Origin of the sequence: Nocardia altamirensis NBRC 108246, from assembly GCF_001612685.1 — a bacterium.
GTDB classification, from domain to species: Bacteria; Actinomycetota; Actinomycetes; order Mycobacteriales; family Mycobacteriaceae; genus Nocardia; species Nocardia altamirensis.
Window position 1 is genome coordinate 98,225 of sequence record NZ_BDAY01000037.1, and the last position, 19,834, is coordinate 118,058.

A 19,834-nucleotide genomic window follows, 5' to 3' on the forward strand; every position below is an offset into this window, starting at 1 on the left:
GGAGAAAGTGCGGGTCTACATCCCCGCGACGGTGCCGATGCTGCGCGAGCTCGTCGCGAACCGGGAATTGCGACCGGTCGGCGGCACCGCCTTCGCGGTCACGCCCGCGCTGCGCGAGGCGTACGCGTCCGGCGACGACGAGGAGCTGGCCGAGGTGGCGATGGGCGAGGCCGCCCGCGCCTCGCTGCGCCTGCTCGCCGCAGAACGTGACGAGATCGACGACGCCGAACCGGCCGACGATGCCGAGCCGGTGGCGAGCGGCAGGCCGGTGTACCGGCGCGCGGTGGTCGCCGCCGATGTCACCGGCGTGACGCTGCGCCCCGACCTCGACGATGCCGTCGTGCGGTTGACCGGGCCGGTGACCTATGACCAGATCGGCTCGGTGCACGTCGACCTGGTCGAGGCCGAACCAGAGGTGGCCAAGGCGGTCGACGTGGTCGACGCCGCTGACCTCGGCGACACCGACGCCGAGTTCGTGCTCGGCGATGCCGAGGACCACCAGCTCGCCTGGTACGCCGCGCAGGAGCTGCCGTTCCTGCTCGAGCTGCTCTGAGCACACCCACCGCACTGAGACAAGCAGCACCCGCCGCGCGCCTCCCCGGCTAACCTACGATGCCGTAACCTGGCTGGGTGGTGGCGCGACAGCGCATCCGACGACAGGAAGACGAACGGCAGCGATGAGCTCGAAACGAGGGGGATTTTCCGTGCGCGGCGTCCGGGAATGGCTGGAGGCGCCTGCGGCGAGCGTCGCCGAACGTGGCGGCAGATTGAACGTGCTGCGCGGCGCGGTCGCGCGGGTCACCACCCCGCTGCTGCCCGATGATTATCTGCACCTGGCCAACCCGCTGTGGTCGGCGCGTGAGCTGCGCGGGCGCGTCGTAGACGTGCGCAAGGAAACCGCCGATTCCGCCACCCTGGTGATCAAGCCGGGTTGGGGCTTCGACTTCAAATACCAGCCGGGCCAGTACATCGGCATCGGCGTGCTGATCGACGGGCGCTGGCACTGGCGCTCCTACTCGCTGACCTGTCCGCCGAACTGGTCGGATCCCGGCGCGGGCGGCAAGCGGGTCATCTCGATCGCCGTCAAGGCAATGCCGGAGGGCTTCCTGTCCAGCCATCTGGTCAGCGGTGTTCCGGTGGGCACCGTGGTCAGGCTCGCCGCGCCGCAGGGCGGCTTCGTGCTGCCCTACCCGCCGCCGCCGAAGGTGCTGTTCCTGACCGCGGGCAGCGGCATCACCCCGGTGATGTCGATGCTGCGCGCGATGGACCGCCGCGGCATGGTCACCGACGTGGTGCACCAGCACTCCGCGCGCACCGAAGCGGACGTCATGTTCGGCGCCGAACTGCGCGACCTGCACGACCGGCACCCGACCTTCACCTCGCACCTGCACCTCACCGGCGACAACGGCAAGTTCGCGCTGGCCGAGCTCGACACGAAGTTCCCCGACTGGCGCGAGCGCGACACCTGGGCCTGCGGTCCTGCCGCGATGCTCGACGAGATCGAACATCATTGGCGCGACGCGGGTATCGCGGACAAGCTGCACGTGGAACGGTTCGAGATCGAGCGAGGCGCGGTCGGCGAGGGCGGCACCGTCACCTTCGGCAAGACCGGCCGGACCAGCGACGTGGACGGCGCGACCAGCCTGCTGGAGGCGGGCGAGGCCGCAGGCGTGCAGATGCCGTTCGGCTGCCGCATGGGCATCTGCCAAACCTGTGTCGTCACACTGAGTTCCGGGCATGTGCGCGACCTGCGCAACGGCGACGAGCACCGCGAGGGCGACAAGGTGCAGACCTGCATCTCGGCCGCGGCGGGCAACTGCACGCTCGACGTGTGAGACGTGGGTAACACTGAGGCAGGCATGCCTTAGGTACCCTCGAATCAAATCGAGAGGGAAAGGACCCCGGTGGCCATCACCGATATTCAGGCGTTCGCCCACCTCACGGCGGCCGACATCGAGACACTGGGTCAGGAGCTCGATTCGATCCGGCGCTCGGTGGAACAATCTCGCGGCGAGCGTGACGCGAAGTACATCCGGCGCACCATCGCCGCGCAGCGCGGCCTAGAGGTGGCCGGGCGCGCGGTGCTGTTCGGCAGCCGCAACCGCTGGGCCTGGCTCACCGGTACCGCGCTGCTGTCCGTCGCCAAGATCATCGAGAACATGGAGCTCGGGCACAACGTCGGCCACGGGCAGTGGGACTGGATGAACGATCCGGAGATCCACTCCAGCTCGTGGGAATGGGATATGACGGGGCCCTCGTCGCAGTGGCGGCGGGCGCACAACTACTCCCATCACACCTACACCAATGTGCTCGGCAAGGACGAGGACCTCGGCTTCGGCATCCTGCGGATGACCCGCGACGAGCCGTGGAAGCCGATCCACCTGGTGCAGCCGCTGGCGAACCTGGTGCTCGCGGCCACCTTCGAGTGGGGCATCGCGCTGCACGACTGGAGCATCGAGAAGGAGCTGTCCAAAACCCCGCGCTGGGAGGTCATGTCGAAGCCGAACGTTGACTTCGGCCGCAAGATCACCCGCCAGGTGACCAAGGACTATCTGCTCTACCCGGCCCTCACCGGCCCGGCGTTCAAGCAGACGCTCAAGGCCAATGCGACCGCCAACCTGGTGCGCAACCTCTGGGCCTATGCGGTGATCTTCTGCGGCCACTTCCCCGACGGCGCAGAGAAATTCACCATCGAACAGCTCGAGGGTGAGACCAGCGGCGAGTGGTACCTGCGGCAGATGCTCGGCAGTGCCAACTTCAAGGCGGGGCCGGTGATGGCCTTCATGAGCGGCAACCTCTGCTACCAGATCGAGCACCACCTGTTCCCCGACCTGCCGAGCAACCGGTACTCGGAGGTCGCGGTGCGGGTGCGCGAACTCTGCGACAAGTACGACCTGCCCTACACCACCGGCTCGCTCGGCAAGCAGTACCTGCTCGCCTTCCGGACCATCCACAAGCTCGCCATTCCGGATCGGTTCCTCAAGGCCACCTCCGACAACGCGCCGGAGACGTCCTCGGAGCGCAAGTTCGCAGGCATCACGCTGCCGTCGCTGCCGAGTTCGGACACCGCGCACTGGCTCGGCGTCGATCCGGAGACCGGGCAGCGGCGCGGGCTGCGCTCGGCCATGCGCGAGGCCAAGGTGGTGCTCAAGGAGAAGGCACGCCAGGAGAAGGAGATGCTCCGCGAGGCCAAACGCGCGCTGCGCGAGAAGGCCGAGCACGAGAAGGTCGTGCTGCGCGAGGCCACCCTCGCGCTGCAGGATCGGGCCCGCCAGGAGCAGGCTTCGCTGCGCCGCAAGGCCGTGCGTGAGCGGGCGATGTGGCGTAATCGCAAGCGCCGCTGAGTAATCGACCACGAGCCGGGAGCGTTGCCGCTCCCGGCTCTGTGCATCGATGACCGGCCTACGGCCAGCGCACCTTCAGGTCGCTGACGACGGCGGCGTGGTCGGAGTAGAACTCGCCTGCACCGTGCTTGGGCATCCGCTTGTCGACGATGCGCGACGCACGCACCTCGACCGGGCCGCGCGCGAAGGTGAAGTCGATCCGCTGCTGGGTGATCAGCTTCTCGGTGGGCAGCGGGCTCCAGGTGCGGCCCGGCGCCGAGCAGACATCCGGATTCGCCGCACGGAAGGTGTCGACGAAGCCTGCGTCGGTGACGACCTTCGTCGCGCGCAACGGATAGCTCGCCCCGAAGTGGTTGGGGCACTTGCCCTGATCCGGTGTCCAGTCCGCGGCGGGCAGCGTGTTGAAGTCGCCGCCGAGCACGACCGGCGCGGTGTTGCCTGCCAGCATCTTCGGCAGCTGGGTGGTGATGATGTCGGTGATGTACTGGGTCTGCGCCCGCTCGGCGCGCACCACATCGTCGACGGAGTGCCGTGGCGTGCGCCCGTCGCGCAGGTCGATCGCGTTCTCGTCGATGAGGTAGCCGTCCCACGGGTCGGTGTAGGTCAGCCAGGTGGCAAACAGATTCAGCTCACCCCTGTTCGGCACCTTCACCCGCACGCCACCGAAGTGGAAGTCGCTGGCCGGGCCGCCCTGCGGCTTCGGGTAGGTCGCGACGACGTCGTATTTGGTGAAGATCCAGAGGTTGTCACTGCCTGCGGGGCGGTCGGTGATCTTGACGCCGGTGTAGCGGCCGTTGTTCGCCCGTGCGGTCAACGCGTCGGTGATCGTTTCGCCGGAGCCGTAGGTCTCTACGGCGAAGAACACATCCGGTTTGATGTCGATGACTTGATCGATCAGGTCGTTCAGATTGGCGGGTGTCGGTTCGCGACCGCCGTGAAATATGTTCCAGGTCAGCACGCGCACGCGCTTGTCGTCGTCGGCATGGGCCGCCGGCGCACCCCCCACAGTGACGATGCTCGCCAGTAACAGCGCGGTGAGCATCGCCTTGCATAATCGCATGATCCAAAACTCCGTTCGTTGGGAAGGCGAAAGTTAGGCGAAGATTCGAAACTTCGCGTGACCTTCAGGCAAAAATTCGACGAACGAACGTTCGGGTTACATGCTGGCTACTTGCTGATCTACCATCACCGAGGCGCCTTGGCAATGGGGGATTTGCCACATCGCCGTTCAGGTCCTCGTAACCTACGGTGTCGTAAGTTACGGTACTGTAGCCGGCATGGCGATCTCGGATGTCAAGGAATACGCACATCTCACCGAGGCCGACGTGGAAGCACTCGGCGCGGAATTCGATGCGATCCGGCGGGATATCGAGGCGTCGCGCGGCGAGCGCGATGCCCGGTATATCCGCAACGTCATCCGGTTACAGCGCGCGCTCGAAATCAGCGGGCGCGGTGTTCTTTTCGCCAGTTTCCTGCCGCCGGCCTGGCTCGCGGGCGTTGCCCTGCTCAGCACCGCCAAGATCATCGAGAACATGGAGATCGGGCACAACACCATGCACGGGCAGTGGGACTGGATGAACGATCCGGAAATCCACTCCAGCTCGTGGGAATGGGACAACGCGGGCGCGGCCAAGCACTGGAAGCACACACACAACTACCTGCACCACAAGTACACGAACGTGCTCGGCATGGACGACGACATCGGCTACGGCCTGCTTCGGGTGACCCGCGACCAGCGCTGGAAGCCGTTCAACCTGGGCAACCCGGTCTACAACCTGGTGCTGCAGTTGCTGTTCGAGTACGGCGTCTCCATTCAGCACATGGAACTCGGCAAGCTGGCCGCAGGCCGATTCAAGCCGGGCAGCCAGGAGCGCGTCGAGTTCGAGCGCAAGCGCAACGAGGCGCTGACCAAGATGGGCAAGCAGATCCTCAAGGATTACGTGATCTTCCCTGCGCTCACCGGGCCCGCGTTCGTCAGCACGCTCACCGCGAACCTCGCCGCCAACGCGATCCGCAACGTCTGGTCCAACGCGGTGATCTTCTGCGGCCACTTCCCCGATGGCGCAGAGAAGTTCACCAAGGCCGACATCGACGGCGAGACCAAGGGCCAGTGGTACCTGCGGCAGATGTTGGGCAGCGCCAACATCTCCGGCGGCCCGCTCACCCACTTCATGACCGGCAACCTCAGCCACCAGATCGAGCACCACCTGTTCCCCGACCTGCCGAGCAACCGGTACGCGGACATCGCGGTCAAGGTCAGGGCGCTGGCCGAGAAGTACGACCTGCCCTACACCACCGGCTCGCTGCCGGTGCAGTACTTCAAGGCGTGGCGGACCATCGTGAAGCTGTCGCTGCCGAACAAGTACCTGCGCGACACGACCGACGACGCCCCCGAGACCGCCTCGGAGCGCAAGTTCGGCGGCAACACCACCCCCGTCATCGATCCGGTGACCGGCAAGCGCCGCGGCCTGCGCACCGCCCTCGCCGCGGGCAAGCGCCGCCTCGCCCGCCGCACCGAAACCGTCGAGCGCGCACCCGAATTCGCCAGGTAGTCACCCAGAGAGCCGCCGCACGCCGCACAGCTCGAGCAGTTGCTGTGCGGCGTTTGCGTGCTCGGTGACCGCCGAGCGCGCACGGCCGCCGGCTGGGCCCACAGCCATGGCACAGCGGCCAACCTGTGGCGGAGGGTGTGCAGAGCCGGTGACGCCCAGGCTGGTTGACTGGGCGGGTGGATGCTGACGGGCTGAGTGTGTACGACGCGATTCGGCTGCGGCGCGATGTGCGGGCGGAGTTCACCGGCGACGTCGTCGACGATGCGACGCTGTGGCGAATCCTGGCGGCCGCGCATCGGGCGCCGAGCGTCGGCAACTCGCAGCCGTGGGATTTCGTGGTGGTGCGCGATCCGAGCACGCTGCGAAAGTTCGCCGAGCATGTGGCGGACAAGCGGATCGAGTTCCGCGACGCGCTGCCTGAGGAACGGGCCACGACCTTCGCGCCGATCAAGATCGAGGGCATTGTCGAGAGCGGCACCGGCATCGTGGTCAGCTACGACCACGGTCGCGGCGGGCCACAGGTGCTCGGCCGGGCCACCGTCCCCGAAACCGGCGTCTACTCCGCCGTGCTCGCGATCCAGAATCTGTGGCTCGCCGCGACCGCCGAAGGCATCGGCGTCGGCTGGGTCTCCTTCTACGACCCCGAGTTCCTCACCGAGCTCGTCGGCCTGCCCGACGGCATCCGGCCGATCGCGTGGCTGTGCGTCGGGCCGGTCCACGAATTTCAGCAGGTGCCCGACCTGGAACGGTTCGGCTGGCGTACCGGTCGACCGCTGACCGACGCCGTGCATCAGGAGACCTTCCGCGCCTGACGCGCACGCGACTGCGCCGCACACCCGGCCGGAACACGTCGGCCCGATACCGAGCAAGTACCGAAATGATCACAGCGGCGCCGATTCGCCCATATCGGCTGCCGTAGCCGCTGGTCGGCGTGGTAGACACAGGATCCCGACCACACCAGACCAACCGGGCCGAAAATTGGTCGGGGGCGCCGGGATTCGACTGCCCACCGACTGGGTACGTCAAGAACGGATCCATTACGAAGGCAGCGTTTCATCGGCTCAGGAGGTTTGCCATGGCCAACGTCGACGCCGTGCGGCTGTCGAACGAGCTTGGCATCGATCTGGCACATGCGATGCTGCGCTTGCGCCGGGAGGGCCGCCCCGGCGAATCCAATCACGACACGTGTCTGCGGATCATCGCCGACGAGGCTCGCCCGAAGCGGGAGCCGGACACCCAGCGTGTCCGACCCACCGCCGACGGCACCTTCCCGGCCTATCCGCCGCACCGCCCCCGCCGCACTCGCTGACTACCAGCGCAGCACGGCCTCGTATTCCTCTTCTGCGTCCGAGTGCATCCGCCCGGTCGGGACGAAGCCGAGGGATCGATAGAACCCTTCTGGGCTGCCGGGTCCCTTGCCGTAGCTGACATACAGTTCGCTCGTGCCGCGCGCTTTCAGCCAAGCCACCAGCATGGTGATCGCCTCGCGCCCGATCCCACGTCCCTGCGCGGGACCCGCGATCATGAAGCGCCACAGGAAGACACCTCGAGAATCGGGTTCGTCCTCGTCCAGCCCCAGATGCAGCATCAGGAAGCCGACCGGCTTGTCGTCGGCGTAGACCGCGCGGAACCACGCGACGTCCGAGAAGTGCGCCTCGGCGATGGAGATGCCGTTGTCGGCCACGAAATCGTGCTGCTCCTCCGACAGCGTGTCACTGAGTTTGCACACCTCATAGACGGTGTCGCCGGTGATTCGGCGGAGCTCGACGCGGCGAGCGGTGGAAACAGTCGAATCGATCATCCGCAATTCGTACTGCGCAACCGCTCGACGGCTCAACCGGTTTTCGACGGGCTACCCACCGCTCGCACGGTGAGCGCCCATCCAGCCCGAGCTCAGACGCGTTCGAGCACCGCTGAGGCGCCGATGCCGCCCGCCGCGCAAATGCCGAGCAGCGCAGCGTTCTTGCCGGTCCGCGCGAGCTCGTTGGCCATGGTGGTCACCATGCGGGCACCGGTGGCGCCGAAGGGATGGCCGAGCGAGACCGAGCCGCCGTGCACGTTGAGGGTGTCGATGTCGACCTCGCCGACGGCGGTGTCGCGATCCAGCCGCGTCTTGGCCCACTCGTCGCTGGCCAGCGCGGTGAGCACGGAAAGGGTCTGCGCGGCGAATGCCTCGTGGATGTCGACGAAGTCGATGTCGCGCAACGACATTCCGGCCTTGTCCAGCGCGCGCGGCATCGAGATCGCGGGACCGATCAGCACCTGGTCGGTCGGATCGACGCTCACGTAGCTCCACGAGCGGAACGCGGCGAGCGGCCGGTAGCCGAGCGCCTGCGCCTTCTCCTCGCTCATCAGCAGCACTGCCGAGGCGCCGTCGGTGAGCGGGCTGGCGTTGCCCGCGGTCACGGTGCCGTTCTCGGCGAACACCGGCTTCAGCTTGGCCAGTTTCGCGACGCTGGTGTCGCCGCGGACGAGTCCGTCGCGGGCGATCTCGGTGTCCTCCGGGGTACGCACCCGTAGCACCTCGTCGTCGAAGCGGCCCGAATCGATGGCGGCCGCGGCGCGGTGATGCGAGCGGGCGGCGAACTCGTCCTGGTCGGCTCGGCTCACGCCGTGGATGCGGGCCATCTTCTCGGCCGACTCCCCCATCACCTCGCCGGTGGTGCGCTCGGCGATCTTCGGCCTGCTCGGCAGCAGGTCGGTGAACGGCGCCAGCTGTGCCACCGCGGACAGGTAGTCCTTGGGCTTCGGCTTGCCGAGCGCAAGCGGCGCCGCAGCATGCACGACCTTCTGCGGCAGCTTGACCTCGGCATTCGAGGTGGAATCGCTGCCGCCCGCGATCATGATGTCGTATTCGCCGCGCTCGATCGCGGCCGCGGCGGCGGTGACCGCCTGCAGGCCGGAGGCGCACGCCCTGGTCACGGTGTACCCCTCACAACCGGGGTCGAGCCGCAGATCCAGGGCGATCTCCCTGGCGATGTTCGGCGCCGCGCTCGGCAGGATGACGCCGCCCCACACGATGGCCTGTACCTGCGCGCCGGGCAGCCCGGTCCGCTCCAGCAGACCGCGCACCGCGGCGTCGGCAAGTGCGATGGAATCCATGCGGGTGTATCCGGTGAACGCACGCACGAACGGCGTGCGCGCACCGGACACAATCACGGCACGGCGAGCAGCCTTGGTGGCCATGCGATTTCCTTTCGAAAGATCTCTGACCACCAAACTTACTCCAAAGTAAGTTCACCGTCGACCCCCTTCGCCGACGGTGATCCCGTGCCAGCGGCAATCCCCTCCCTCGCCGCTGTTAACCCGGCCTGCCACGCGCCATTGCGCAACAGACCGGAGGCGCCCGTTCCGGCGAACGCCCCTGCTCGTTCCGGAACACTCCGCAAGGTCGATCTCGGTGTAACTCGGCGCCTCAGCAGCGTAACAATATTTCCACTAACTTTTCAAACTTTTTCTATTGATTTGCTTTCAACCCTGGCCACGCATACCCTGAAACGCACTATGCATAGCCCTTCGGAGCTGTCGCGGCGCCAGAAGCGATTCGGCCGAATCATCAAGGAACGCCGGGACGAGCTCGGACTCACGCAGTTACAGATCGGCGACCTCGGGGGACCTTCGGCACCGACGATTCGCAAGATCGAGGACGGCGACGCGGCGATCAGCACGCACACGCTGAACAAACTCGACGCGCCGCTGCGTTGGCTGCCCGGCAGCGCGGCGCGCACCTACGCGGGCGGCACCCCGGCCGCCGACGAACCCGTGGCGGACCCCCGCCTGCCCGGCGAATCCGTGGTGGCCGGGCCCGACTCGATCCGCTTCGAAATCGCCGACCTCACCGGACTGCTCGCCACCGCGGGCAGGCTCAACGACGCGGTCGAACAGGGCAGAACCACCGACGCGCAGGTCGTCTCGGCGATCGCCGAACTCAACCGGGTGGTCTCCAAGCTCTCGGCGCGCTATGCCACCACGATGCTGGAACGCAACGGCGGTCCAGGCCGACAGCTGCACCCACTCGTCGAAATGGCGTTCGCGCACCTGCTCGAGGTGCCCGCCGAAGCCAGCGACAGCACCGAACTGCAGGAACGGCGATACCGGCGCTGGCTGGCCGGACGATCGGAGGACGTAGATGCTGCGACAGAAGCCCACTTCCGGGCACGGTGGGTGGCTGCCAACATGGTCACGTCCGCGAGTCGAAACGGCGGGTACTGAGATGACGGAGATGACGAACGGTGCGCCGGCGGAAGCAACGCTCATGCTGAGCCACAAGATCAATCGACTCTTCGCGGTCGTGCACCCGCGCTCCGCACCGGAGCGCAGCACCGCGACGGTGGCCGAACAGGCCGCGGAATACCTGCACCGGCCGCTGCCGTCCAGCTATCTGGAGCGACTACGCAGAGGCGAGTTCGACAGCGAAAAGGCCTCGGCGACAGTCGAGCTCGACATCCTGGCGGCGATCGCGCAGAGCTTCGGCGTGGCCGCGGACTACCTCACGACCACCGGCCCCGCCGCCGCCGCGATCGACCGCGAACTCGAGTTGCTCGCGACCATGCGCGACGCCAACGTCGCGAGCATCGCACTGCGTGGTTCGAACATCGACCAATCAATCCTCGCGAAAATCATCGAGAGCACTGATCGATCCGAACCGCCGAGTCGGTAAGATCCTGACCTACACGGGGGAACTGAGCTTGGTGTAGGAGATACAACGAATGGCCATGCAGGCCCGGTTCCGGAACCTGACCCGCGACCTTCCGATCCCGCAGCCGTGGGATCTGTCGAGTTATCTGGACGATGTCGCGGAGTATCGAGGCCGCAGCATCAGCCTGCTCCCGATCGATACCGCACTGCTCGCGGGCAGCGGCTGCGGCACAGGTAGCGGTCTGTGGATTGCCAAGCAGGACAGCGACGTCATCGTCTACGGCGCGGACACCACCGAATGGCATGCCGAGCACATCATCGTGCACGAGCTCGGGCACATGCTGCTCGGCCACGGCCCGGAACAGCCGACCGACGAGCATCCCGCATCGAGCACCCCCACCGTGGCCGCGGTCGCGGAACTGCTGCCCTCGATCTCGCCCGAATCCATCGCGCACGTACTCGGCCGCACCGATTACGGCACCAGCCGCGAACGCGATGCCGAAACCTTCGCCGACATGGTGATGCTGCACGCCATGCGGCCCCCGCGCCGAGACTCGTTGCTGCACCGGACATTCTTCCGCGACCGTCGACGGTGACCTCACCGATCCCGCTGTCTCTTGCGGTCCCGGTGATCGCGTTCGTCGGGCTTGTCACGCTGGCCCGTCGGATCGTCCTGCACGACACTCTGATCGATCGCCTGCTCAACAGGGCGTTGGGGTGGGCGCTGCTCTGCCTTGTGCTGTGGCAACGCAGCCTCGCGCCGCAGCACTTCAGCCTGATGCACCAGCTCTCCATGGGCGCGATCATGATGATGAACGCGAATCTGTATGGCACCGCGAAACTGTGGGCAGGCGCCGAGCCGGACACCGCTCGCGCCAGGCAATGGCGCTACGACCTGGTCGGCGCGACCACTGTCGTCGGCATCCTGCTCGCCGGAACCGCGGCGCGCAACGACGGCAGGCTGATCGGCGCGCTCGCGAACTGGGAAACCGGCGTCGCCATTGTGCTCATGTGGATCCCGCTGATCGCGTGCGGGCGGCTGGCCTGGCGGGTGGCGACCAGGGAGTTGCGCTCCGACGGCCTCGCCACGCACGAGCGAGTTGTGTACGGGATACTGCTCGCCGCAATGCTTGTCGGCTGCGGCGGCCTGCTGATCACCGTGGTGGAATTCGCGGGTTGGCGGACGGTCGACGATCCCATGTTGGTGCGCTGGGCAGCATCGAACTACAGCGCGATATTCCTCGGCTCCGCCATCTTGGCGGTGCCGCTGGTCGTATCGCTGCGCAGCCGCGCAGGCTGGGATCGCTCGGGCCGGGCGTGCCGCAAGCTCGAACCACTGTGGCGCGACCTGACCGCCGCAGTGCCGGGGATCGTGCTCGCACCACATACACGGGTCGGGTCCGACGCACGGCTGGTGCGGATGACGGTCGAGATCCGCGATGCCTTGATGCACCTGCACCGGTACGTCCCCGCCGAGGACGACACCGGGCAGCGCCCCGAGCGTTACGCGCGACTGATCGCGCGCGCCATCATGGCGAAGGACCACGGGTCCGACCCGAGCCCGCGACATGCGGGGCACCGCACGGTGGATACCGGTGACATCGACTCCGACGTTCGTCAGCTACTCGAACTCGCGCACGTCTGGAATCGCGATCGGCCGCTGTCGCACTTGCCCGGCGCGAAGGCGCGAGGCCCCAGATGGGATGCGGTACGCGGCACGTGATTTCGCTTCCTGGCCATCCTCCGGGCATTCAACGGGCGCGCTGAACACCCGGAGCGGCGGGCGAACAGGAGCCTTCTATGCGAGCCGGATGAGGCCGTAGTCGAAGGCGTGCCGACGATAGACAACCGACGGTCGGTCGGTCTCTCGGTCTTGGAAGAGGAAGAAGTCATGGCCGACGAGTTCCATCTGGTAGAGGGCGTCGTCGACGGACATCGGGGTCGCGGTGTGCACCTTGGTGCGGACGATATGTCCTGGCCCGGCCGCATATTCCGGGGTCTGCACGAGCTCGTCGGCGCGGCCTCGGCCGCCACCGTCGGGGTGGTCGTGCGCCGTGGTGTTCCCGTTCGACAGTGCGAACAGCTGATCGTCAACCAGGTCTGCCGTAGCCTGGGCGACCGACACCGGGGTCTTGTCCCCGTAGTGCACCTTGCGCCGATCCTTGGTGCGGCGCAGCCTGCTCTCCAGCTTGGCGGTCACCGACTCGAGGGCCGCGTAGAAACTGTCGGCGCACGCCTCGGCCCTGACGATCGGGCCCTTGCCGCGTGCGGTGATCTCGACGCGCTGGCAGCTCTTGCGCTGCCGACGATTTCGCTCGTGGAACAGCTCGACATCGAAGATGAAGATCGACGGATCAAAGCGTTCCAGCCGGGAGAGTTTATCTGCGACATAGATTCGGAAGTGATCCGGCACTTCGACATTTCGCCCCTTCACCACGACGTCCGCGCGGGGCGTCCTTGATGGGGTCGCAATGTCTTGCTCGGTCACGTCCATGGTGCGATCTGCCAGCACCGAAGGATCAGCATCGTGCACTGAAGGTCGTGAAGAAGTCGTCACGCGTACCTCCCGAATATGGCCGCACAGACCAAGTGCGTGCGGCGGGATGAGCCGTGCCGAGCGACGAAATCTCTCGGCACATGATGTCCGAGGCGCCACCTCCAAACTCCCGGTTCGGGTGTGTGATCGCGACGCTAGTACGACATTCGGGAGTGCGCCAGTGTTCACGCAAATTTCCCGGAGTCAAGCAGCACAGGTAACCAATACTGCATGTGTCGGTATGCCGGATTCGGCGAGCGCGCGCACCGACTCGCGGGCCGTCGCACCGGTCGTCAAGACGTCGTCGACCAGCACTACCTCGGCGTTTTCCTGGATCGTGCACGGTGCCACGGAACCGGGTATCGTCGTCACTCGACCACGCAGATTGTGAGCCCGCTCACCCGGTGTCAAGCCCACCGAATCACGCACACCCCACCACACCCGCAACACGGATACCATCCGGCTATCAGTCAGCCAACTCGCGGCTACTTGCGCCATGCGCAACACGGGATCTCCGCCGCGACGCCGCGCGGCCGCCGTCCGGCTCGGCGCGGGCACCAGCACCAGTGGCCGATCCGCCGAGCGCAACCGGGCCAGCCCACCCGCCAACGCCAGCCCGAGCGGCTCCGCCAGATCCCGGCGCCCACTCTCCTTGGCCGCCAACACCGCCCGCCGCCCCGGCCCCGCATACGGTCCGAGCGCCCAGCACGGCACCCCGGGATCGGTGCGCGGCCGCACCCGTACCGGCGGGCACGCGAGCACCGCGGCACACCGCGCACACCACCCCGCGCCCGCCACGCCACACCCCGCACACGACACAGGCAAGATCAGATCCAGCAGGGTCCGCATCGCCAGAGTGTGCACCTGCCCACCGACACGAAATGCGCAGGCGACCGCATACCGCCCACAGTGCCGCGCAGACGATTACGCCGGCGCCGTCGTCAGCCGGGCAGCACCGGAACGGCATTCGCGCCGAGACCGGGCACCTCGCGCCAATAGGGCTCGCCGCCATCGGGATTGCTGGTCAGTTCGAGCACCGCGCGGGAGTCGGCGGCGTACTGGTGTTCCGGGGAGGCGCTCACCTGGCGCACCGGAACGGTCACGTTCCGGCTCGTCTGCGTGGTCGATCCGGAGCCGTCCAGCGACACGGTGCTCACCGGATCGACGTTGCCTTCGCGGGCGATGAGCAAGGTGTCGCTGCCGAACCAGGAGACCGAGACCGCGGCAGAGGTCGCGCCGAGACCGACCGGCAGCGGCGACGACAGCGCGAACCGGCCGTCCGGCGTCGGGGCGACCACGACGACATAGACCTTGCCGTCCGCGATCAGCGCGGCCCGCACCCCGGACCGGGAGACCCGCAGCTCGGTGATGGGCGTGCGCAGGGCCGAGGACGAACTGGTGAGCGCCGAGATGTCGACATCCTGCACCGAGACGGTGCCGGTGGCGCGGTCGTTGACGGCACGGATCACCCGGTCGCCGTCGATGACCGCCCAGGCGGCCGTGCCGTCGACATTCCAGGACGGGCGGGTGATGGTCCCGCCTGCCGCGACCGGAAAGGCGTTGCCGCCGTAGGTGCCGATCATCAGCGTCCGCGGCGGATCCGGCGCGGGCCGCCCGGCATCCGCGACGCCGGCGACCAGCTGACCATCCGGCGACATCGCGGCCGACAACAGGTTGTTCACCGCGCCGAAGTAACCGGGAACCGGCGTGATCACGCCGTTGTTCTCCGGCACCCGCACCAGCGCGCCGCCGCGCAGCGCGTGCAGCCCGACCTGGTTGCGCCCGGACGTCGCCGGGCTGTACTGCTGCACGTCGGCAACCGACCAGCCGTTGGCGAACCGGTCGTCGAGCGGTTTGCCATCGGCGAGCAGCACGTAGGGGCCGAGCACATCGGCGCCTGCGAGCGTCAGCACGACTTGTGCGGCAAGCAATTCGCGCTCGTGCGGGGTGAGCGTCGACGCGCCTGCGAAGTCGATCTTCACCCCACCGAGCCCGACGCCGACTTCGTCCGTTTCGCCGTTGGCTTTGGTGACCGGGCTGCGCAAGCTGATCGGTGCGGCGAGCTCGTTGCGCAACACCGAGGCGAGCGCGGGCTGGGTGCCTGCGCCGAGCATGCTGAGCAGCCGCTGGGTCAGCTGCACCTTGGGCACCGAGATCCAGCGCAGGTCGGGTACCACGGTGCTGCCGGTCGGATCGGCGAAGTACAGGACATAGCGCCGGTAGGACTTGCCGAACGCGGTGTTGTCGATCACCACCCCGTCGGGCAGCTCATCGATGCGCCACTCGCCGTTGACCTTGCTCATCTCGATCTTGTTCTCGAGCGGCTCGACGGTGGCCTGGTAGGCGCCGTCCGGGGACAGCTCGCCGACCCGGCGCGCCCGGATCCGGTAGGTCGCCTTGTCGCCGGTTCGCGACTCGCGCAACGTATCCGGCTTCTCCACGATCGTGATGCCCGTGGTGTCGTCCCACTGCGCCGCGGCCGCCGGAGTCATGTACTGGCGCGCCGCGAGATGCCGGTTGGTGGGGTCGGCGGTGGCCTGCATGAAATCACGCAGCAGCAGGTCGGGCTCGCGGCCCTGGGTCGGCGCAGGCGGGCCCTCCGAGGTCGGTTCCCGGTTGATCGTGCCGATCGCCTGGGGCGCCGAGGATTCGGGCAGGCTCGCGCACCCGGACACGAGCACCAGCGCCGCGAGGAGCGCGAGCAGCAGCTGCACCTTCGCAGAACCGACACGCATTCTCATGACGGTACGTCCCCCGATTCACTCGCCGCGTCGGCACCCGCCGACCCGGCTTCGGCACCCGCCGACGACGCGGTCGCGCCCGCCTTCGGCGCCGCGGTACCCGCTTGCGTCGTCGAATTGTTGAGCTGCGCGGCGGCTTCGGTCGGTGCGGCGGCGGCACCCGACGATCCGTTCCCCGCCGCGGTGGCGACCACACCCGGCGCGTTGTCCGGCTCAGTCGCATTCGGCACGACCCCGAGCTCGACCTGGCGCACCTGCCTGCGCATGGGCTCCAGCGGCAACGGGCTCGCGCCGAGCTTCTTGCCGCGCACCAGCGGCAGCGTCAGCCGGAAGCTCGCGCCGACACCGACCTCGCCCCACGCCTCCAGCCTGCCCTCGTGCAGGTTCGCGTCCTCGACGCTGATCGACAGGCCGAGGCCGGTACCGCCGGAGCGGCGCATCCGCGACGGATCCGAGCGCCAGAACCGATTGAAGACCAACTTCTCCTCGCCGGGGCGCAGGCCGACGCCCTGGTCGCGCACCACCACCGAGACGGCGTTGGCGTCGAGGTCGCCGCGCATCCTGATCAGCACCGGCTTGCCTTCGCTGTGGTCGATCGCGTTGGCGAGCAGGTTCCGCAGCACCCGCTCGACCCGGCGCGGGTCTACCTCGGCGACCAGCGGATCCTCCGGCAGATCGATGACGACCTCGACGCCCGCGTCCTTCGCCAGGTGCCGCACCGTCGAGATCGCCGCCCGCGCACACATCCGCACATCCAGCGATTCGACCTGCAGCTCGGCGACGCCTGCGTCGTGGCGGCTGATCTCGAGCAGATCGTTGAGCAGTCCCTCGAACCGATCCAGCTCGTTGACAAGCAGTTCCGCGCTGCGCGCCAATGCGGGATCCAGATCGTCGCTGCTGCCGTGGATCAGGTCGGCGGCCATGCGCACGGTGGTCAACGGGGTGCGTAGCTCGTGGCTGACGTCGGAGGTGAAGCGGCGCTGCAGGTTTCCGAATTCCTCCAGCTGGGTGATCTGGTTGGACAGGCTCTCGGCCATCTCGTTGAACGCCTGCGCCAGCCGCGCCATATCGTCTTCGCCGCGGACCAGCATGCGTTCCTTGAGCCTGCCATCGGCGAAGCGGCCCGCGATCCGCGCGGCCGACCGAATCGGCAACACCACCTGCCTGGTCACCAACGCGGTGATCGCCGCGAGCAACACAAGCAGCACGATGCCACCGATCAGCATGGTGCCGCGCATCAACGACAGGGTGCGCTGCTCGCTGGCCAGCGGGAAGATGAGATAGGTCTCCAGCGTGGGTATTTCGATGCTCGGGCTGCCGATGATCAGCGCGGGCCCGTGATACCCGTTCGAGTCCGAGATCGTGGCGAACTGGCGGCTGACCTGGCCGCGGCGCACGAACTTGCGCAGCTCGTCCGGCACGTCCTGAATCGGGCCGGCGGAGACCTCGCGCTGCCCGATGTCCACCATCGCCAACGCGACGTCGTAGCTGCCCGCGACGCCGGTCTGCGGACTGCCACCGCTGGTGAGTTCGTTGCGCGCCTGGGTCAGCGAACTACTCGTGTCGTGGGTGCCGACGCCGACCAGCTGGCTGTGCACGGCGTTGCGGGCGCGCGCCATCTCCTCCACGGCCGCGTTGATCTTGGTGTCCAACATCCGGTTGGTGATCTGATCGGTCAGCACCAAACCCAGGATCGTGAGCACGATCAAGGACAGCGTGATGGTGGACACCGCGACCCGAAGCTGCAGCGAGCGCTGCCACAGATGCCCGAGGGCAACACCCACCTCGGTGAACCAGGCCCTCGCCGCCACAAGCGATTGTTCGAGGCGGCTTCTGGAGCCAGCGGTCACAGCCGCGACTCACTGGCGCTCGACGCCGTTCGGCACGTTGTGTCCTCGGTTCGCTCGCTGCGCTGGCTCACGGCGGTCCGGCCTTGTACCCGACGCCACGAACGGTCAACACGATCTCGGGGTTCTCGGGATCCTTCTCGACCTTCGCGCGCAGTCGCTGCACGTGCACGTTCACCAGTCGGGTATCGGCGGCATGCCGGTAGCCCCACACCTGTTCGAGCAGCACCTCACGGGTGAACACCTGACGCGGCTTACGAGCCAGTGCGACAAGCAGATCGAACTCGAGCGGGGTCAGCGAGATCTGCGCGCCGCCACGGGTGACCTTGTGCGCGGGCACATCGATCACGATGTCCGCGATGGACAGCAGCTCGGCGGGCTCGTCCTCGGTGCGGCGCAACCGCGCACGCACCCTGGCGACGAGTTCCTTCGGTTTGAACGGCTTGACGATGTAATCGTCGGCACCGGACTCCAACCCGAGCACGACGTCGACCGTGTCGGTCTTCGCCGTCAGCATCACAATCGGGACGCCGGAATCGGCCCGCAGCACACGACATACATCGATGCCGTTCATGCCGGGCAGCATCAGGTCCAGCAACACCAGATCAGGGCGGATCTCGCGAACCGCCGCTAGGGCCTGTGTGCCATCGCCGACCACATGCGGGTCGAACCCTTCCCCGCGCAAGACGATCGTGAGCATCTCAGCGAGCGCCATATCGTCGTCGACGACCAGAATCTTCGGCTTCATAATTACTATGTTGTCATCTCCCAGGCCAGGATCGGGCCGCCACGCCAACACTGGTGCGAACCTGCGGCACATCCAACCCTATCGAGCAATAAGTTCAGCGAATCGCGCGGTCACCGTAGCTGGATCGTCACCGGATCGGTATCTCCACCAGGGCCCGTACCAGTCACGATCAGCCAGCTCACGGTACACCTCGCCGGTGCGGTGCTGCAGCCCGCCGTCGCGTTCGTAGGCATCGAGCGCGCGGCTGTCGTCGAGTTCGCCGCGCCGGCGTGCCCGCTCGGCGGCGATCTCGGTCGGCACATCCAGCAACATCTGCAGGGCTGGCACCGGAAGCTCGAATCGCCCGAACTCCAATTCCCCCACCCAGCGCACGATTTCGCCGTCCGCCGACTGGCCGAGGCGGGCAGCCGAGTACGCGGCATTGGAGGCAACATACCGATCGAGCACCACGATGTCGTTATCCGCCAACAGCTTCGACAGCTCGTCGCGGGCGCCCGATCGATCCAGCGCAAACATCAACGCCATGCCGTTCACCGAGCCCGCGAGATCGCCGTGGCCACCGCGCAGCGCCTCGGCGGCCAGATCGGCGTGCACCGATCGGCCGTAGCGCGGAAAGGCCAGCGTCGCGAGCCGAATTCCGCGCGCCTGTAGTTGTGCGCCGACGCCGTCGATCAACGTGCGCTTGCCTGCACCGTCGAGGCCTTCCACCGCAATCAACACGCCCATGGCGAGCAGAGTAGTAGGCGCCGCCTGTCGGCCTGATCCAGGCCGACAGTTCGAGAATCCCTTATCCGCAGCGTCCGTTGCAGGTACGCGTCCAGCCGATCCCGCAGCCGCGGCCGCGGTTGCAGCTCGGCACCGTGCCGATGCACCCGCGGTCGCAGAAGTTGCTCGAGGTGCTGCAATTGCAGTCCGGAGCCGCGGCCACCGCGGTGAGGCCACCCGCTGCGGTGTCCGGGCCGAGCACGCCGATGATCTTCCGGGCCTCCGCCGCGCCGAATTCGGCGAGCATGCGCTCGCTCGCGGTGTCGAGTTGCACGGAAAGCGCTACGGACTGAGCACTGCGGAAGGCGTTCGGGTCCGCCATCAGGTCCTCGACCGCACGCAGCGCGGCGTCCTGTGCGGGTGCGAGCCGATCGTGCGCGGCACGCGCCTTGGCCAGATGTTCGGTCCACAGCCTGCTCTGCACTTCGGCGGGCAGCTGCAGCACCATCGCCCTGCGGTATTCCACTGGGTACCTGGAGATTTCGTCGAGTTCGTGCGGCAGCGAGGCCAGGTTGGCCTGCAGCCAGCGGTCGACAGTGGCCGCCTCGGCCGAACCGGAACCGCGGCTGAGCATCATCGCGCCGAAGAACACCGCGCCGGTCCCCGCGAGCAACGCGCCGCGCCGGGAGTGACCGGCGGCGACGGGCCGCTCGGCCGCGGCCT

At 67.5% G+C, this 19,834-nt stretch carries 20 protein-coding genes; 10 read left to right on the forward strand and 10 right to left on the reverse strand.

Annotated features, from left to right (window positions below; all coding sequences use genetic code 11):
• Window positions 1–37 precede the first annotated feature (37 nt).
• The 3 genes from NA11_RS20635 (at window position 38) to NA11_RS20645 (ending at window position 3,344) form a co-directional block, all read left to right on the forward strand.
• Entirely contained in the window at window positions 38–553 is a 516-nt protein-coding gene (locus tag NA11_RS20635) for a DUF6912 family protein (RefSeq protein ID WP_174567704.1), read from the forward strand.
• 124 nt (window positions 554–677) lie between these two features.
• Window positions 678–1,835, forward strand: coding sequence for a ferredoxin reductase (locus NA11_RS20640; protein ID WP_069163581.1), 1,158 nt, complete (start codon window positions 678–680; stop codon window positions 1,833–1,835).
• A gap of 69 nt (window positions 1,836–1,904) precedes the next feature.
• The gene (locus tag NA11_RS20645) at window positions 1,905–3,344 is read left to right on the forward strand and encodes a fatty acid desaturase family protein (RefSeq protein WP_069163582.1); all 1,440 of its coding nucleotides are present in this window, start codon (window positions 1,905–1,907) and stop codon (window positions 3,342–3,344) included.
• Between the two features lie 58 nt (window positions 3,345–3,402).
• Here the strand turns inward: NA11_RS20645 and NA11_RS20650 are convergent, their stop codons facing one another.
• Window positions 3,403–4,404 (reverse strand): endonuclease/exonuclease/phosphatase family protein, encoded by a 1,002-nt coding sequence (locus NA11_RS20650; protein ID WP_069163583.1) that lies wholly within the window; start codon window positions 4,402–4,404, stop codon window positions 3,403–3,405.
• 217 nt (window positions 4,405–4,621) lie between these two features.
• Between NA11_RS20650 and NA11_RS20655 the strand changes: the two genes are divergently transcribed.
• From NA11_RS20655 to NA11_RS20665, 3 genes are all read left to right on the forward strand, one after another.
• Window positions 4,622–5,896 (forward strand): fatty acid desaturase family protein, encoded by a 1,275-nt coding sequence (locus tag NA11_RS20655; protein WP_069163584.1) that lies wholly within the window; start codon window positions 4,622–4,624, stop codon window positions 5,894–5,896.
• A gap of 191 nt (window positions 5,897–6,087) precedes the next feature.
• On the forward strand, window positions 6,088–6,708 hold the full coding sequence (bluB, locus tag NA11_RS20660) for a 5,6-dimethylbenzimidazole synthase (RefSeq protein ID WP_069163614.1): 621 nt from the start codon (window positions 6,088–6,090) through the stop codon (window positions 6,706–6,708).
• A 263-nt stretch (window positions 6,709–6,971) separates the two neighbouring features.
• On the forward strand, window positions 6,972–7,205 hold the full coding sequence (locus tag NA11_RS20665; protein WP_069163585.1) for a hypothetical protein: 234 nt from the start codon (window positions 6,972–6,974) through the stop codon (window positions 7,203–7,205).
• Here NA11_RS20665 and NA11_RS20670 read toward each other — a convergent pair whose 3' ends face one another.
• Together NA11_RS20670 and NA11_RS20675 are read right to left on the reverse strand one after the other, a co-directional pair.
• Window positions 7,206–7,697: a GNAT family N-acetyltransferase gene (locus NA11_RS20670; protein WP_069163586.1), complete on the reverse strand. Its 492-nt coding sequence runs from the start codon at window positions 7,695–7,697 to the stop codon at window positions 7,206–7,208.
• A 92-nt stretch (window positions 7,698–7,789) separates the two neighbouring features.
• A complete protein-coding gene (locus tag NA11_RS20675) occupies window positions 7,790–9,082 on the reverse strand; it encodes an acetyl-CoA C-acyltransferase (RefSeq protein ID WP_069163587.1) in 1,293 nt (430 codons plus the stop codon).
• A gap of 318 nt (window positions 9,083–9,400) precedes the next feature.
• Here NA11_RS20675 and NA11_RS20680 point away from each other — a divergent pair, with 318 nt between their 5' ends.
• Genes NA11_RS20680 through NA11_RS20695 form a run of 4 tightly spaced genes read left to right on the forward strand, consistent with a single transcriptional unit; the run spans window position 9,401 to window position 12,257 of the window.
• On the forward strand, window positions 9,401–10,108 hold the full coding sequence (locus NA11_RS20680) for a helix-turn-helix domain-containing protein (protein ID WP_069163588.1): 708 nt from the start codon (window positions 9,401–9,403) through the stop codon (window positions 10,106–10,108).
• A 1-nt stretch (window position 10,109) separates the two neighbouring features.
• A complete protein-coding gene (locus NA11_RS20685; protein WP_069163589.1) occupies window positions 10,110–10,556 on the forward strand; it encodes a hypothetical protein in 447 nt (148 codons plus the stop codon).
• A 49-nt stretch (window positions 10,557–10,605) separates the two neighbouring features.
• Window positions 10,606–11,130, forward strand: coding sequence for a hypothetical protein (locus NA11_RS20690; protein ID WP_069163590.1), 525 nt, complete (start codon window positions 10,606–10,608; stop codon window positions 11,128–11,130).
• On the forward strand, window positions 11,127–12,257 hold the full coding sequence (locus NA11_RS20695; RefSeq protein WP_069163591.1) for an MAB_1171c family putative transporter: 1,131 nt from the start codon (window positions 11,127–11,129) through the stop codon (window positions 12,255–12,257). The genes NA11_RS20690 and NA11_RS20695 overlap by 4 nt, the downstream gene beginning before the upstream one ends.
• Window positions 12,258–12,332: 75 nt before the next feature.
• On the opposite strand, the gene hpf is transcribed toward NA11_RS20695, so the two are convergent.
• The 7 genes from hpf to NA11_RS20730 form a co-directional block, all read right to left on the reverse strand.
• The gene (hpf, locus tag NA11_RS20700) at window positions 12,333–13,091 is read right to left on the reverse strand and encodes a ribosome hibernation-promoting factor, HPF/YfiA family (protein ID WP_069163592.1); all 759 of its coding nucleotides are present in this window, start codon (window positions 13,089–13,091) and stop codon (window positions 12,333–12,335) included.
• A gap of 183 nt (window positions 13,092–13,274) precedes the next feature.
• Entirely contained in the window at window positions 13,275–13,919 is a 645-nt protein-coding gene (locus NA11_RS20705) for a ComF family protein (RefSeq protein ID WP_069163593.1), read from the reverse strand.
• A 92-nt stretch (window positions 13,920–14,011) separates the two neighbouring features.
• Window positions 14,012–15,811, reverse strand: coding sequence for an MtrAB system accessory lipoprotein LpqB (lpqB, locus tag NA11_RS20710; protein WP_069163594.1), 1,800 nt, complete (start codon window positions 15,809–15,811; stop codon window positions 14,012–14,014).
• Window positions 15,808–17,622 (reverse strand): MtrAB system histidine kinase MtrB, encoded by a 1,815-nt coding sequence (gene mtrB, locus NA11_RS20715; RefSeq protein ID WP_245746009.1) that lies wholly within the window; start codon window positions 17,620–17,622, stop codon window positions 15,808–15,810. Before mtrB ends, lpqB begins: the two co-directional genes overlap by 4 nt.
• 106 nt (window positions 17,623–17,728) lie before the next feature.
• The gene (gene mtrA, locus NA11_RS20720; protein ID WP_069163595.1) at window positions 17,729–18,406 is read right to left on the reverse strand and encodes an MtrAB system response regulator MtrA; all 678 of its coding nucleotides are present in this window, start codon (window positions 18,404–18,406) and stop codon (window positions 17,729–17,731) included.
• Between the two features lie 78 nt (window positions 18,407–18,484).
• Window positions 18,485–19,132 (reverse strand): dTMP kinase, encoded by a 648-nt coding sequence (locus NA11_RS20725; protein WP_069163596.1) that lies wholly within the window; start codon window positions 19,130–19,132, stop codon window positions 18,485–18,487.
• 61 nt (window positions 19,133–19,193) lie between these two features.
• Window positions 19,194–19,834: bacteriocin fulvocin C-related protein (locus NA11_RS20730; protein WP_084654860.1), on the reverse strand; the 641-nt coding region annotated here is incomplete at its 5' end.

What these genes read in the sequence shown, in the direction of transcription:
- NA11_RS20675 (WP_069163587.1), bottom strand. Translation starts at nt 9,082, where the DNA reads ATGGCCACCAAGGCTGCTCGCCGTGCCGTGATTGTGTCCGGTGCGCGC.
- NA11_RS20690 (WP_069163590.1), top strand. Translation starts at nt 10,606, where the DNA reads ATGGCCATGCAGGCCCGGTTCCGGAACCTGACCCGCGACCTTCCGATC.
- NA11_RS20665 (WP_069163585.1), top strand. Translation starts at nt 6,972, where the DNA reads ATGGCCAACGTCGACGCCGTGCGGCTGTCGAACGAGCTTGGCATCGAT.
- NA11_RS20635 (WP_174567704.1), top strand. Translation starts at nt 38, where the DNA reads ATGCTGCGCGAGCTCGTCGCGAACCGGGAATTGCGACCGGTCGGCGGC.
- NA11_RS20685 (WP_069163589.1), top strand. Translation starts at nt 10,110, where the DNA reads ATGACGGAGATGACGAACGGTGCGCCGGCGGAAGCAACGCTCATGCTG.
- NA11_RS20640 (WP_069163581.1), top strand. Translation starts at nt 678, where the DNA reads ATGAGCTCGAAACGAGGGGGATTTTCCGTGCGCGGCGTCCGGGAATGG.
- NA11_RS20655 (WP_069163584.1), top strand. Translation starts at nt 4,622, where the DNA reads ATGGCGATCTCGGATGTCAAGGAATACGCACATCTCACCGAGGCCGAC.
- lpqB (WP_069163594.1), bottom strand. Translation starts at nt 15,811, where the DNA reads ATGAGAATGCGTGTCGGTTCTGCGAAGGTGCAGCTGCTGCTCGCGCTC.
- NA11_RS20705 (WP_069163593.1), bottom strand. Translation starts at nt 13,919, where the DNA reads ATGCGGACCCTGCTGGATCTGATCTTGCCTGTGTCGTGTGCGGGGTGT.
- NA11_RS20725 (WP_069163596.1), bottom strand. Translation starts at nt 19,132, where the DNA reads ATGGGCGTGTTGATTGCGGTGGAAGGCCTCGACGGTGCAGGCAAGCGC.
- NA11_RS20650 (WP_069163583.1), bottom strand. Translation starts at nt 4,404, where the DNA reads ATGCGATTATGCAAGGCGATGCTCACCGCGCTGTTACTGGCGAGCATC.
- NA11_RS20670 (WP_069163586.1), bottom strand. Translation starts at nt 7,697, where the DNA reads ATGATCGATTCGACTGTTTCCACCGCTCGCCGCGTCGAGCTCCGCCGA.
- NA11_RS20680 (WP_069163588.1), top strand. Translation starts at nt 9,401, where the DNA reads ATGCATAGCCCTTCGGAGCTGTCGCGGCGCCAGAAGCGATTCGGCCGA.
- mtrA (WP_069163595.1), bottom strand. Translation starts at nt 18,406, where the DNA reads ATGAAGCCGAAGATTCTGGTCGTCGACGACGATATGGCGCTCGCTGAG.